At 32.3% G+C, this 14,700-nt stretch carries 15 protein-coding genes and 1 pseudogene; 1 reads left to right on the plus strand and 15 read right to left on the minus strand.

Annotated features, from left to right (window positions below; genetic code table 11):
- Nucleotides 1–2: 2 nt before the first annotated feature.
- From G6CMJM_RS00405 to G6CMJM_RS00450, 10 genes and pseudogenes are all read right to left on the minus strand, one after another.
- Complete coding sequence (locus G6CMJM_RS00405; RefSeq protein ID WP_129718514.1) at nucleotides 3–731, minus strand: guanylate kinase; 729 nt, start codon at nucleotides 729–731, stop codon at nucleotides 3–5.
- Between the two features lie 197 nt (nucleotides 732–928).
- Complete coding sequence (locus G6CMJM_RS00410) at nucleotides 929–1,642, minus strand: YebC/PmpR family DNA-binding transcriptional regulator (RefSeq protein ID WP_129718515.1); 714 nt, start codon at nucleotides 1,640–1,642, stop codon at nucleotides 929–931.
- Between the two features lie 323 nt (nucleotides 1,643–1,965).
- Nucleotides 1,966–3,192, minus strand: coding sequence for a translation elongation factor 4 (gene lepA / locus G6CMJM_RS00415; RefSeq protein WP_129718516.1), 1,227 nt, complete (start codon nucleotides 3,190–3,192; stop codon nucleotides 1,966–1,968).
- A complete protein-coding gene (locus G6CMJM_RS00420; protein WP_129718517.1) occupies nucleotides 3,189–3,809 on the minus strand; it encodes a GIY-YIG nuclease family protein in 621 nt (206 codons plus the stop codon). The genes lepA and G6CMJM_RS00420 overlap by 4 nt, the downstream gene beginning before the upstream one ends.
- 9 nt (nucleotides 3,810–3,818) lie before the next feature.
- Nucleotides 3,819–4,361, minus strand: a pseudogene (locus tag G6CMJM_RS00425) (GTP-binding protein); the annotation flags it as partial.
- Nucleotides 4,362–4,452: 91 nt separating this feature from the next.
- Complete coding sequence (trmB, locus tag G6CMJM_RS00430) at nucleotides 4,453–5,106, minus strand: tRNA (guanosine(46)-N7)-methyltransferase TrmB (RefSeq protein ID WP_129718518.1); 654 nt, start codon at nucleotides 5,104–5,106, stop codon at nucleotides 4,453–4,455.
- Between the two features lie 12 nt (nucleotides 5,107–5,118).
- On the minus strand, nucleotides 5,119–5,439 hold the full coding sequence (locus G6CMJM_RS00435; protein ID WP_129718519.1) for a hypothetical protein: 321 nt from the start codon (nucleotides 5,437–5,439) through the stop codon (nucleotides 5,119–5,121).
- Nucleotides 5,426–5,950 carry a hypothetical protein gene (locus G6CMJM_RS00440; RefSeq protein ID WP_129718520.1) on the minus strand — a complete coding sequence of 175 codons (525 nt, stop codon included), beginning with the start codon at nucleotides 5,948–5,950 and terminating at the stop codon, nucleotides 5,426–5,428. The genes G6CMJM_RS00435 and G6CMJM_RS00440 overlap by 14 nt, the downstream gene beginning before the upstream one ends.
- Nucleotides 5,940–7,706: an aspartate--tRNA ligase gene (gene aspS, locus G6CMJM_RS00445; protein ID WP_129718521.1), complete on the minus strand. Its 1,767-nt coding sequence runs from the start codon at nucleotides 7,704–7,706 to the stop codon at nucleotides 5,940–5,942. The genes G6CMJM_RS00440 and aspS overlap by 11 nt, the downstream gene beginning before the upstream one ends.
- 54 nt (nucleotides 7,707–7,760) lie before the next feature.
- Nucleotides 7,761–8,669, minus strand: a complete 909-nt coding sequence (locus G6CMJM_RS00450) for a CBS domain-containing protein (RefSeq protein WP_129718522.1) — start codon at nucleotides 8,667–8,669, stop codon at nucleotides 7,761–7,763.
- An 89-nt stretch (nucleotides 8,670–8,758) separates the two neighbouring features.
- On the opposite strand from G6CMJM_RS00450, the gene G6CMJM_RS00455 reads away from it, so the two are divergent.
- Nucleotides 8,759–9,427, plus strand: a complete 669-nt coding sequence (locus G6CMJM_RS00455; RefSeq protein WP_129718523.1) for a DsbA family protein — start codon at nucleotides 8,759–8,761, stop codon at nucleotides 9,425–9,427.
- A gap of 363 nt (nucleotides 9,428–9,790) precedes the next feature.
- Here the strand turns inward: G6CMJM_RS00455 and G6CMJM_RS00460 are convergent, their stop codons facing one another.
- The 5 genes from G6CMJM_RS00460 to G6CMJM_RS00480 all read right to left on the minus strand — a co-directional run bounded on the left by G6CMJM_RS00460 (nucleotide 9,791) and on the right by G6CMJM_RS00480 (nucleotide 14,624).
- On the minus strand, nucleotides 9,791–10,372 hold the full coding sequence (locus tag G6CMJM_RS00460; protein ID WP_129718524.1) for a TylF/MycF/NovP-related O-methyltransferase: 582 nt from the start codon (nucleotides 10,370–10,372) through the stop codon (nucleotides 9,791–9,793).
- A gap of 33 nt (nucleotides 10,373–10,405) precedes the next feature.
- Nucleotides 10,406–12,031: a YfcC family protein gene (locus G6CMJM_RS00465; protein WP_129718525.1), complete on the minus strand. Its 1,626-nt coding sequence runs from the start codon at nucleotides 12,029–12,031 to the stop codon at nucleotides 10,406–10,408.
- 25 nt (nucleotides 12,032–12,056) lie between these two features.
- Complete coding sequence (gene argF, locus G6CMJM_RS00470; RefSeq protein ID WP_129718526.1) at nucleotides 12,057–13,046, minus strand: ornithine carbamoyltransferase; 990 nt, start codon at nucleotides 13,044–13,046, stop codon at nucleotides 12,057–12,059.
- The gene (gene arcA / locus G6CMJM_RS00475) at nucleotides 13,046–14,296 is read right to left on the minus strand and encodes an arginine deiminase (RefSeq protein ID WP_129718527.1); all 1,251 of its coding nucleotides are present in this window, start codon (nucleotides 14,294–14,296) and stop codon (nucleotides 13,046–13,048) included. The genes argF and arcA overlap by 1 nt, the downstream gene beginning before the upstream one ends.
- 145 nt (nucleotides 14,297–14,441) lie before the next feature.
- Entirely contained in the window at nucleotides 14,442–14,624 is a 183-nt protein-coding gene (locus G6CMJM_RS00480) for a hypothetical protein (protein WP_129718528.1), read from the minus strand.
- Nucleotides 14,625–14,700: the final 76 nt, after the last annotated feature.

Here is a 14,700-nt window from a genome sequence, read left to right on the forward strand (position 1 = left end):
AATTATTTTATTTTATTATACTGCTTTTTTAAGTCTTCTAACATTTTTTGTGCTCTAACCCTAACTTCAATATCTTTATAATTAAATTCTATAGGTTGGTGCATTATTTGGTCAATAATCCTTGCGGTATCCCTAAAATCTTCATTTAAAATAAAATGAAAATATGGTAAGTCTAAAGCAGTAGTTAGGCTATTAATAGCTTCAGGAAGTCTTCTTTTAAACTCTCTTTCAAACTCTTCTTTATCGTTATATCTATTAGCAAATCTAGACCTCCAAATATCATAATCTGGTGGAAGAATAAAAACAGCTACAACACCAGGACTCATTTTTTTATATTCAGCAATACCATTAATATCTATATCTGTAACTGCTATTTTATTATTAGAATAAGCATTACAAATTTGACTTACACTTGTAGCATAAATATTACCATGGACAAACTTAGCTTCTATAAATTGGCGTTCTTTCAACATTATCTCTGCCTCTTGCGAATCTATAAAATTATAATCAATCCCATTAATTTCTTCTCTTCCGTTATTAAGTCTCGGTTTTCTTGTAGTATGTGAGATTATATCGCAATACTCCTCATTTTTAAGTAAATGTCGTTTAGTAGTATCTTTTCCAGCACCACTAATACCAGCAAGAAGTAAAATACGAGTTTTAGCAACCAATTCAATAGCATCCGGTAAAGTTTGGTAATTTTCTACTAAAAATTGGAGCTTATTATTCATTGTTTGATTCTAACAAATTTACAAAATTTTATCAATTTTGTTCAATAATATTTACCGTATTTTATACTCTTCTAACTTTAAAATGTCTTTTCTGCTTCTGAAAAATATTGCGTTATTCTATGTTTAAACTCATTTGAAATATTTTGATTAAAAGACAAATTAAATATAACCACTTTATTTAATAAAATCAAGAACTACTATTCTACGATATTTGCATTCGTGTGAACATTCACAACATCATCAACGTCATCAAGCGCATCAAGTAATTTTTCTAGTTTAGCTTGACTCTCTTCATCTGTAATTTCAATTTCAGAATTTGGTACATACTGAAGTTCAGCTTCTTTAACTTCTATATTTGATTCTAATAAAGCCTTTCGGACTTTCATTAAATCTTTTTGATCAGTGTAAACTGTAATCATTCCATCTTCTTCTACAGCGTCTTCCGCGCCTGCATCAAGAATTTCAAGTAGGGCGTCCTCTCCACTAGCATTAGCTATAATTACACCTTTTCTAGAAAACTGGAACATAACGCTACCTGCATCAGCAATACGGCCTCCATTTTTTACAAGAGCTGTTTTAACCTCTGGAAAAGTCCTATTTCTATTATCGGTAGCTGTTTCAATTATAATACCAACCCCTCCAGGACCGTATCCCTCATAAGTAATTTCCTCTAAGGTAGCTGCATTTTTATCTGCAGCCCTAGCTATAGCTCTATCTATATTAGCATTTGGCATATTAACAGCTCTAGCTTTTTCAATAGCTAAGGCTAGGCTAGGATTCATATCAGGATCTGCTCCAGATCTAGCCGCGATGGCGATTTGATTACCGATACGTGTAAAGATAGCTCCTCTTTTAGCATCATTAACACCTTTTTGTCTTTTAATTTTAGACCACTTATTGTGACCAGCCATATATCTCCTTTTTTACTATATACTATCTATAATCTTATTTATATTTTAACATATTATAGTATAATTAAAAATTTCACATACTTAGCTAGATCTAAAAAAGGCAATATAATATTGTGCCACAAAGAATGAAAATTCAATAGCCTCAATTAATATATGGGCGATAATTCCCCCTTTCGTATAGTTTGTAATTTAATCTTTTTTATTTTTGTTTTAATTCTATAAAACTACTATATTTTAGCATATATATTATATTTTGTCAATACTTAAACACTTATTAAAATAGCCTTGGGCTATTTTTTATCCTAAGGCTATTTATAATCTAATTAATCGCGCTTTAGCATTACAGTAAAGGCTTCGCTAGGTATTTCAACATTACCAAATTTTTTCATTCGTTTTTTACCGCGTTTTTGTTTAGCTAATAGCTTCTTTTTTCTAGATACATCACCACCATATAGGTAGCCAGTAACATCCTTACGATAAGCAGAAATATTTTCTCTAGCAATAAATTTTCCACCTATTGCAGCTTGAATAGCTACTTGAAAATTCTGTCTAGGTATAACTTCTTTTAACTTTGCAGTTATTTCCCTACCCATTTTTACGCTCTCTGATCTATGGCACATAACACTAAGTGCATCAACCATCTCTCCGGCAACATAAAAATCTACCCTAACTAAATCTTCAGTTTTATACTGCCATAATTCATAGTTAAAGGATCCGTAGCCACTCGTAACACTTTTTAGTTGATCATAAAAGTCTGTTAACAAATTAGCTAGTGGCGCTTCAAAACTAATTAGTACTCTTTGATCTATATAGCTAAGGTTTTTCTGCAATCCTCTTTTACTAACAATCAATTGAATTACTGCACCTACATAATCTTGAGGTACTACAATCTCGCCCTTAATCCAAGGTTCTTTGATTTCAGCAATTTTAGTTTGATCAGGCAAGTCAGCTGCTGATTTTATATCTAGCTCTTCTCCAGTAGTTAATAATACATGGTAGTCAGTTGATGGGTTGGTTATAACTAAATCTAAGTCATACTCCCTCTCAAGCCTCTCCCTAATAATATCCATATGTAAAAGACCTAGGAATCCAATACGTACTCCAAAACCTAAAACAGGCGAATTCTCAGGCTCAAACTGTAGGGCAGAATCACTAAGGCTAAGCTTTTCTATAGCATCTTTTAAGTCTTGATAATCTTCATTTGAAACAGGAAAAAATCCAGCATAAACAAACGGCTGAACGTTTTTATACCCAGGGAGAGGCTCATCAGATGGATTTTTTGATAAAGTAATAGTGTCACCAACCTTAGCGTCTCTTGTTGTTTTTAAGTTAGATACTATATAACCAATCTCTCCAGCTGTCATTTTTTCATAAGGCGTCATCTTTGGCCGCAGCTTACCTATTTCTAAGGCTAAACCTTTTGATCCAGTTGCCATCATTTGAATTTCATCACCTTTTTTCAGCTCGCCAGAGAAAATCCTAACATACAAAATCACACCACGATAATCATCGTAATAACTGTCAAATATTAACGCTTTCAACTTCTTCATTTATCTTCTCCAAAAAAATTCCGATATTCTTCAATTGCTAGCTTTATTTGCTCTTTATTAAAGACTACATATGCGTGAATACCTTCTTCTATTTCAATTGTTAATAGATTATTTTTATTACTAATATATGGCTGGCTATATAGTTTAATATTTTTTCTATATTTGATATACTTTTTATTTGCTAATAAATTTTTAAGTTTTGAGGGATTTTTAAAGTGTCCATCCTTTATTATTTGAATTAATTCTCTCCTTAAAGATTTAGTCCTTTTTTCCTCGGCAATTTTTTCAATTTTCTCTTCAGCATTAATTTTCTTTGGGAAAATTATTTCTCCCTTTAAAGCATAGAATAAAGTTTCTATTAAATCCCTATCGAGTGCGAAAAATTCTGTTTCGGAGATTCTACTTTTACTGAAAATTTCATGTAACATTTTTTCTTTTTCTTCGTAATTCTCAACTTTAATTGCAATTTCTCGCTGAAGACCAGTAATATTACTATATCCATTTTTTTCTAGATGATACATACGGTTTTCAAAATTTCCTTCACCTGTCTTCCCGATTTTATAGACACCATCAATTACCGTTTTCATTAAATAAATAACACCCACATTATTTTTCATCTAAATCTCCTTTGGTGCTGGGATTTTTTCTATTACTGCATCTAAGACACTTTCTACTCCCATACCAGTCTTAGCTGATATATGAAGTATATCCTCTTCTTTACAGCCAAGTAAATTAATAACTTCTTTGGACACCCTTGGAATATCAGCTGCCGGAAGATCAATTTTATTCAATACTGGAATAATTTCCAACTCTGCATTCATAGCCAAATAAACATTTGCTAATGTTTGAGCTTGAATACCCTGCGAAGCATCAACAACAAGTATAGCACCCTCACAAGCTTGCAAACTTCTAGATACTTCATAACTAAAATCAACGTGACCAGGGGTATCAATCAAATTGAGTTCAATCCCTTTCCATTCCATCCTAACTGGGGCAAGCTTAATAGTAATACCTTTTTCTCTCTCTAAATCCATAGAGTCTAATAATTGAGACTTCATATCTCGCTTTTGTACAGTTCCAGTAATTTCCATCATTCGGTCAGCTAAAGTAGATTTACCATGGTCAATATGGGCAATAATACAAAAATTTCTAATTTTATCTAAACTCATAAACTATAGCTAGTATAACAGATGTAGTATTTTTAAAAAAGGTTAAAACCAAAAAATAATATGTTATTTTTATTTTAGAATTCCAAATTTATTATTTATGAGTAGCTTTCACGAAGTTAATTTTCAACCCCTCTTGGACAAATCTTTTCTCATAAGTTGTCATAACCTTATACTCATCTAATAAGTCGCTTTCATGTAAATCAAAGCTAAGCTCTTCAATATTCCACCCCTCATTAACTAATTGTTCTAAGCTCCATTTAAATAGTTCTGTCGCATCAGTCTTAAAATATAAGGCACCACCCTCTTTTTTTATTAGTTTAGCGTATTTCTTTAAAAAAGTAGGGTGAGTTAACCTTCTACCGCTATTCCTTTTTCTTGGATATGGGTCAGGAAAAGTAATCCATAAAGAATTTAAGCTATTTTCTTTAACTACTTCAGTTAACTGATCTCCTCTAGCACGTAAAAACTTTATATTATCTAAATTATCCAGTTCTGCTTTTCTGGCACCCTGAATTAGCCTATCGCCCTTAACATCAACTGCAAGAAAACACTCACCTGGCTTCATTTTAGCTCTTTCTTCACTAAAAAGCCCCGTGCCTGCACCTATTTCAAGGTTATTTACATTTTGAGTATTATCCCACTGGCTAAATTCATAGCAAATTTCAGAATTATGAAAAAGAGCAAATTTATAAAGCTTTCGCTTACGTGTAATAATATAATCTTTAGGGTTAATTTTTTCAATCATTTAATTCTCTTTTTACTTTATATTTAAGTTTTGATCTTCTAGACCGTCACCAAAATTACCATGGTCTAATGAGTTAATCTTATTATTATAAATATCTTTAAAATTATCTATTACCTTTTCATTAATTTCCCCATCACTAGAAAAATCAACACTTTTTTTGTCGCCATCTTTAAGTAATCTTTTCTGTTCTTCTCTAGCCTCTTGATAACTTGGCCTAGAAAGATCTAATTGAGCAGTACCATCATAGCTATATAAAAATAAGCTAAAAGCTACCACTACTAAGGCTATAGCAAGGGACATTCCTATAAATAATGTAAATTTATTTTTTTTCATTAATTAATCCCTCTTTAAACACCCCTACTTCCTTTTTGTAGTTTTCTGCAACTTTTAATAATTTATCCATATTAAAATTTACTTCATCTTTAGCTTTCCTTACCCTTATTAGCTGATCATAAAAATTATTAGGCTCTTTACTACAACTAATTTTAGTTAGATTCGTAATTTCTCTTTCATAATTTTGATAATTATTTTTAAAATATTGTAAGTTACGATTAAACTCAACAGCTAATGAAGATAGATTGATAGAAGTCATATGGTTTAAAGCTATTCTAGCATTAAATCTAGCCATCAAGTTATTAGAAAGATTTTCATATTGGCCACCTAGTTTAACCCTCTTAAGGGCATCTTTTGATCTTATCTTTCGTATCTGAACTTCAATATTTTTACAAGAATCCTTAATAGATTGGATCTTGCTATCAGATAACATATTATCTGCATAAGCTATTTTAGGCTCAGAAAGTATTAACGAAACAATAGCTATAATAATTATTACTCTATTCTTCATCTTCTATAGTTTTAATTTTTAATTCTTTTAGCTGGTCGTCCTCTACAAAGCTTGGGCTACTCATCATTACATCCACGCCAGAGCCATTTTTTGGAAATGCCACAACTTCTCGAATATTATCTTCATCCATTAAAATCATAAATATACGGTCTAGACCAAAAGCACAACCTGCATGTGGAGGTGCTCCGAATTTAAATGCATTAAGCATTGCACCAAATTTATTTTCAACATATTCATTATCATACCCAAGAACATTAAATACCTCATACATAACTTCTGGGTTATGGTTTCTTACGGCACCAGAGCAAATCTCATATCCATTCATAACCATATCGTACTGGTCGGCCACTATCTCTAGTTTTTCGGCATCTGTTTTAGCATTTCTTAAGGCCTCAACTCCCCCTTTAGGCATAGAGAATGGGTTGTGACCAAAATCAACCTTTTTATTTTTTTCATCATATTCATAAAATGGAAAATCAATAATCCAAGCTAAAGCAACTTTATTATTATCTTTAAGCTGGAAGAAATCAGCAAATTCGTTTCTTAAACGTCCTAATACTTTATTTACTAACTGTTTATTATCTGCACCAAAGAAAATTGCATCCCCATTTTCAGCCTGCATTGTTTCTATCATTTCACTAATTTCTTTGTCGCTTAAAAACTTAGCAATAGGGCTTTTAGCCTCTCCATTTTCTATAAAAATATAAGCAAGCCCACCAGCGCCCTCATTCTTCGCAATGTCCGTAAACTTATCAATTTGTGATCTAGTTAAGCTTGTACCATTTTTAACACGAATAGCCTTTACTGACTCCGCCTTCTTAAATACGGCAAAATCAGTATCTTTAAATACAGAAGTTAAATCTACTAACTCCATACCAAAACGTAGGTCAGGCTTGTCGCTACCATATTTATCCATAGCTACCTGATAAGGAATTCTTGGAATATTTTCATTTTGTAAAGTTTTGCCTGCAAAATCTTGAACCAGATTTTTTATTAGAACTTCCATTTCTTCACGAATCTCTTCACCGTTCTCTACAAAGGCTCTTTCTAAATCAAGCTGGTAAAAATCTCCATATAATCTATCAGCTCTAGGGTCTTCATCTCTAAAACATGTAGCTATTTGGTAATATTTATCAACACCACCAACCATTAATAGCTGCTTGAATTGTTGTGGAGCTTGAGGTAAAGCATAAAATTTACCTTGATGAACTCTACTTGGGATTAAGAAGTCCCTTGCACCCTCAGGGCTAGAATTAGCTAGAATTGGAGTAGCCACCTCAACAAACTGCCTATCTTCCATAAAAGCACGAATTTTACTATAAAATTCAGCTCTCTTCCTTAACATATTGTTCATTTTCGGGCGTCTTAAATCTAAAAAGCGATATTTTAACCTAAGTTCTTCATTGGATTTTTGATTAGAATCGCCCACAGCAATAGGTAAAGGCTCACTACGGTTTAAAATTTCTAATTCCTCTACTGCTAACTCGATTAATCCTGTTTCTATATTTTTATTTACTAAATTATTATCACGATTTTTAATTACTCCAGTTACAGATATAGCAAATTCATCTCTACACTGTTCTGCAAGCTTAAAACTTTGCGAATATTCTGGCGCAATAACTAATTGCAATAATCCTGTATAATCTCGTAAATCAATAAATATAAGTCCTCCATGGTCACGCCTAGAGTTCACCCAGCCTTTAACTGTTATCTTATCACCAACTCTTGTTACTGTATCTTTAACTAAAATCCGCATATCTCTCCTAATTGTCAATTTCTTAATTAATATTATACTACAGTTAATACTACTTTAAATATTCTTTAAAAAATCATTAATATGTACAACCCCAGCTAAGTCACCATTTTTGCGTGTTATAACAGCAAAATTACTATTTTTTGCTAACATTTTTTCTAGCACATCTAAACACTTCTTATCTGATTTTATTTCTAGAAAATTAGATCGCATAACTTCTTTAGCTTTTTTAGAATCTTCTCCAGTAATAGCAACAATATCTTCTATGGCAACAATTCCTCTAACTTCAACTTCCTGCTCATCCATAACTACAAAATATTGTTGTTTTGTTTTGAATAATTCATCAATAACTAAAGGTGTTAAAATATCATTAGAATGAAGTATAGCAATTTTTTGGTCATCTAAAGCTATGTCCAAAATACTATCCTTTTGACTTATTTTTAGAATTCTTTCTATCCATATTCTTTCACTGTCAGACAAAACTTGGTGGTGCTTTTCTAAAAAGAATAGTAGTTCTTCTTTAGAATAGAACGACCAAGGTTGTTTTTTGCGTCCAAAAAATCTAATAATACGCTTTTTATTTTTTTCAGTGCTAGCATCATACAGCCTATAAATAAAAGGTAATGTTTTCTTATTTATATATATAGAAACAGAGTCTAATACTTTAGTTTTTAAGATCATTGCTATAACTATAAAAGTTACTACAGATATTAAAATAGCTTGATACAAAACAAATAAGCTTGAAACTATAGAAATAACAACTATAGCTAAAAACATAACAATAAAGTGCCTAATACGATTCATTATTGGTATCAGCTGTTTTTTAGTAAGCATCTTGCTCGCCCTATTATCACCACTGTCAATTCGCCTATTTAACTCAAATTCACTAAACTCTATTTCATTTTCTTTAGTACCAAGTATAACTATAATAAATAAGACAAATATAATATAAGTAAATATTAGCATATACTTATTATATTACCATAAAACAGCAGTCCTTTCAAAAAGGTTATAGTTATGTTAAAATATTATAACTGTAATAGAAAGGAGTTTATTTGGAAAAAATAAAATGGGCAGGGATAGCAATTCTAGTAGTTCTCTTTTTCGGAAGTGTTTTCTGGTTATCGGAATCTAAAAAAATAAATTTAGATGGAGTTGATATAAATAAAGAGATATCCTTAAAAGATAAGTCTGGTGGAATAGAAGAGCATGTTTACCATAATAACAACTCTAAAGTAACACTAATTGAATATCGTGATTTTCAATGTCCTTCATGTGGAAGTAATGCGCCACGTATTGCTAAACTAGCAGAAGATTATAAAGATAAAGTCAAAGTAATATTCCGTACAATACCACTAGATATACACCCTAATGCACTAAGTGCAGCTGCAGCTGCTGAAAGTGCCGGATTACAAGGCAAGTACCACGAAATGAGTGATTTACTTTTTGAAAAACAAAATGAATGGGCTTATGCAGATGCTAACAAGCGTACTGATCTATATATTTCTTACGCTAAAGAATTAGGTTTAAACGAAGCTAAATTCAAAGAAGATATGGATAGTAGTAAAGTTAAAGAAAAAATTAACTTCGATAAAACTGTAGCTGCAAAAGCTGCCGTAAAAGGAACTCCATCATTCTACTTAGATGGCAAAGAATTATCTAGCGAAGTATGGGGTGATGATGCAAAATTACGTGAAGCGTTAGATCAAAAACTAAAAAACTAGCATCATTTCCAAAATAAAAAAGGCTCTTATATAAGAGTCTTTTTTATTTATTTTATTCTTTTAGTTTTCAATGTAGCGTTGCCATTCAGCAGGCACCACTGCCACCGTAATATTTTTCTTCCTAGAAGGAGGAAAATTAATTTTGATTGGCATGTGTTTTCTATTACTCCTGTTTATTGCAACTCACGCGTTTCGACCTTTATCCTTATAAGATTTTTTGCTTTCACGCGAGCCTAACAGATATAATATCAAAAAATAGAGAGAAAGTCAATAGAAGCCCATATTTAATATAGCTATTCTAAAAACCCAAAATGCTTATATTTTTATTATATATAAAAATAATCATTAGTGCAATACATAAAATTACTTTTTACAAAAAATAGCTAAACTATCTTCTACTTTATATTTTAACCCTTTATTATTACACCACTGCCTAACAGCTTTTTCAGCTCCAGGTAAAGCCTGATTACCATAATCGTCTACAACAATAATTGCCCCGCTAGATAAATTATCCCATATAAGTTTTAATGGATCCAATATCGAATCATAATAATCCCCATCTAAAAAAGCAAAGCTAATTTTTTCTGGTATCTGTTCTTTAGTTAAATCACAAAACCATCCTTTTGTAATTTTTGGCATAGTTTTTAAATTAGCTTTCTTAAGATTATTAATTAATTGCTTTTTGCTAGAATAGAGTTCACCTTTTTTAAAAACTTCACCTAACGAATTCTCGTCCTGCTTACTTTTTTCAGGTAAGCCTTCAAAAGAATCATAAAGCCATAATGTTTTTTCTGTTTTTTCAATTTCTTTAGCTATAAATACAGAAGTAGTTCCAACATAACAGCCAAATTCAACTACATCACCTAAAATTGCGTGAGCCTTATTTAGCTCACGCAAAATTATTTTTATTTCATTCTCCGTAACCTGTTCACTAAGTAAATTCATACTTTATATGTTACAGATTATTTAATAAATTGTCTAGTGAAAGAATACTCCCATAACTACAATAACTACAAGGCTAATTACAGCAAATATAGCCATAATTGGAGCTGATCGCTTTATCCATTGTTTATAGGACACGCCAGATATAGCTAATCCTGCCAATAGAGAAGCAATTGTAGGAGCTACCATATTCAATAAACCTGAAGCTGTTGCGAAAGCTACAACAACAATCTCTTTACTAGAACCAACTAGTTCAGCAACAGGTGCTAAAATAGGCATAGTTGCAGTAGCTAGTCCAGATGATGATGGAATAATGAATGACATTGGAATATAGAATATGAATGCTAGTATTCCGAAAATACTCTTTGCCCAATCGCTAGACAACATCTTTTCACCCCAGTGGACAATCGTATCTTGAATGCCACCGCTCTGCATAATAACACCTATAGCAGCAGCTACTGCAATAATAAGTGCAACGCTTAATAAGTCAGCAACTCCTGATAGGAATGTATTAGTTAAAGAAACATCTTCCTCATTAAACTTCTCTCGATAGATTAAGCCAATCATAGCAGTAGAAATTAAGAACAATGCTGATATTTCATTAAAGTACCATGAACCAAATGGCACACCATGTTCAAATCCAAAGATAGCGCCTACAACAGGAAGACTAGCTAACCATTGGTGAATATCTTCAAATACTTTTATACCAAAATCACCCCATGGAATTAGCGATATAACCATTATTAAGAATGTAGTAGCAAATACGCCAATAATAAACTTACGCTCTAAAGTAAATTCAGGTACGTTTTTGATATCTAAAGTTTTTACTGCTGGTTTTCCGGTAGAGTCTTCTTTATAATGTCCAGCTTTAACCTTAGCTGCATAACGCATAGTAAAGGTAATAGCAGCAGCTAAACATAATACCAGTATTAAACTCTGAATAGGTATAATTTTACCAAGCTCAACTCCTGCATTTTCAGCAGCAATACCAGTAGAGAATGGATTAACTGTTGAGGCAAGCACACCTGTACCAGCACCAAGAACTATCACCATAACAGCTGTCATAGCATTGTAGCCAGCAGCTAACATAATAGGCACAACTAGGGCGTAAAATGCTACAGTTTCTTCTTGCATTCCGTAGGTAGTACCACCAATAGCAAAAAGTGTCATCAAAATAGGAATTAGCCACTTCTCACGACCTTTCATCTTAATAAGTAACCGACCTAGTGCAGAATCTAATGCTCCAGTCTTCATTACTACTCCTAAGAATCCTCCTAGAATTAGCACAAAGACAATAACATCTAGCTTATTACTCATACCTTTAATAGGTGATAAGAAAGCGTCCCAAAATCCCCTGCGTAACTCTATCTCATCGCCGGGCTTAACATTATTATATCCATAGTCTTTAGCTCCATCCACCGTAACTTCTTTTGAACGGTCGATATCATCGCTAGATTCAACTACCTTTAATTTTTTACTGGATTCTTTGTAGGAATCTTTAACTATAGATGTGCTTCCGTCTTTAGTTTCTTTACTATAGCTACCGGACGGAATTAGCCAGGTTAAACCTGTCATTGTAAGAATAATTATAAACAATACACCAAAAGCACTAGGCGATTTGATTTTCCTGTGTTTTTTATCCTTTTTACTATTCTTTATCATCTTTTTCTCCTTAGACAAATACTTCTTAAAGCGTTAATGCCATAACTGCCTTAATCGTATGAATACGATTTTCAGCCTCTTCAAATACTATTGAATTGTCAGAATTAAACACCTCGTCAGTAACCTCCATTTCTGTTAATCCAAATTTCTCATGAATATCTTTCATAACATAAGTATTTAAATCATGAAATGCTGGTAGACAGTGCATAAATTTAACATTAGGGTTTCCAGTAGCATTCAATAAATCTCTATTTACTTGGAAACCTCTTAGTTGATGGATTCGCTCTTCAAATTTATCTTCCTCGCCCATAGATACCCAAACATCAGTATAAATGAAATCAGCTTCTTGAACTGCACCATAAAGATTATCTGTTATAGTTATCTTTGCGCCTGTTTTTTTAGCTATCTTTTGGCAAGTTTTAACCAATTCGCCATCAGGATGAAGATTATTAGGTGCAGCAATACGGAAATCTAGCCCCATTTTAGCAGCTCCAACCATTAAACTGTTTGCCATATTATTACGGCCATCACCCACAAAAACTAATTTAACGTCCTTTAACTGTCCCATTTGCTCTTTAATGGTCATAAAATCAGCTAAAATTTGGGTTGGGTGGAACATATCAGTCAAACCATTCCATACTGGCACACCAGCATGTTTAGCTAATTCTTCAACAGTTTCATGTTTGAATCCTCTAAATTCAATTCCATCAAAAGCTCTACCTAATACTATAGCTGTATCTTTAATAGATTCTTTCTTTCCCATCTGGATGTCATCTTTGCCAAGATATTCAGCGCTTATACCTAGATCATTAGCAGCAACTACGAAAGATGTTCTAGTTCTTGTAGATGGCTTTTCAAAAAGTAAAGCTATTTGTTTTCCCTCATGAATACGATGGGGGATTCCTAGCCTCTTTAGTTTTTTATATTCAATAGCTGTATCAATCATGAAATCAATTTCAGCTGGTGTAAAATCTAATAATTTTAGAAAATTACGATTTTTAATATTAAAAGCCATTAAATCTCCTCTCTCCAAATTGGCATAGACATACATCTAGGACCACCTCGTCCCCTACCTAATTCTGCACCTTCAATTTCAATAACTTCCACACCTGCTTTTCTTAAAGCTGCATTAGTTACATAGTTACGGTCATAAGTAACAACTACACCTGGCGCAATAGCTAAAGTATTAGAACCATCATTCCATTGTTCACGAGCAGCTGCAATAGAGTCACCATCACCACATGGAATAAGTTTTATATCTTCACGTCCTAAAACTTCTTCTAGTGTAGCTTTTAAGTTAGTTTTATGAGTTATTTTTGGTTGTCCAGGAATACCAGAATCTTCTAATATATAAATGTTTAATTCACCATCTTTATCTAAAATTTCTGGGTGAACAGTAAATTTATCGTAGTCAATCATAGTAAATACGGTATCAAGGTGCATGAAAGCACGTGAAACTGGTATTTCTATAGCCAATATCTTATTAAATTCAGAAAATTCAAATAATTTAGAAGATAGTTTTTCAATGGCTTCTGGAGTAGTTCGTTGAGATACACCAACAGCTAATACATTCTTAGAAAGTACTAACTCATCTCCACCTTCCATATTAAATTTATTATACCTATCAAACCATACTGGCACTTCTTCGCCGGTATTTTGAGAAGCAAATCGTGGATGGTATCGAATAATATACTCCATAAATAAGCTTTCCCTACGGCGTGCGGCAAATTTCATTTTATTTATAGTTAAACCATTGCCTATAGCCGCTGCTGGGTCTCTTGTAAAGTATAGGTTTGGCATTGGGTCTAGTAAGAAAGGATAATTATCTTTAAAATGATAATTTAAATGGTTAGATTCATCATCGTCAGTAGGCACTTCATCCTTCTTAATTCCTGCCATTAATTTAGGAATTAATTCTTCTGGCTTAAATCCACCAAGGTATCGCATTAAAGCATGTGTTATGCTACGTTCACCCTGTTTAGATGCACGCACCATATCACTAATAAATCGCCATTTAATTTCATCATTATATAATGCTTCAGCAGCTAACTCGTCAAGGTATAAAACCTCAATTCCTCTATTTCTTAAAGCTTCCGCAAATTTATCATGCTCATCTTGAGCTTTCTGTAAATATGGAATATCGTCAAAAAGCAATCGCTCAAGGTAATCTGGAGTTAACCCTTCCAGTTCTTTACCAGGACGGTGCAAAATAACGGTTTTTAGCTTACCAATTTCACTGTTTACTTGAATAGGTTTTTCACCCATTTTCCCTCCCTTTATGATTATGCTTTAATTTTATCATGAAAAAAAGCTTTTAGCAATTATAGAAATATGTAGCAAAATACCAATAATTATCTATAAAAATATACCTAATAATAAAAGAAGACCTCACTTGAGGTCTTTTACTTAATTATTTATTTTCTAGTTTCTCAATTCTTTGGTCGTGAACTAGATCTCTTTGGAGGCTTTCTACATCCTTAAACACTAAATCTATAGTTACCTGACGGAAAATTACAAAACCTACAACAGTAATAGTTATTAATAAAATAAAATTTACTACTGTTAATATATCTAATATTTTTCGCTTATTCATATTGTTTAATTATAACTCACATCTCAATTAAATATAACAACTTTAAGTTTTTTATGGTAGAATAAAAATATATTAG

The sequence above is a fragment of the Candidatus Nanogingivalis gingivitcus genome, assembly GCF_004151455.1.
GTDB lineage: Bacteria > Patescibacteriota > Saccharimonadia > Saccharimonadales > Saccharimonadaceae > Nanogingivalis > Nanogingivalis gingivitcus.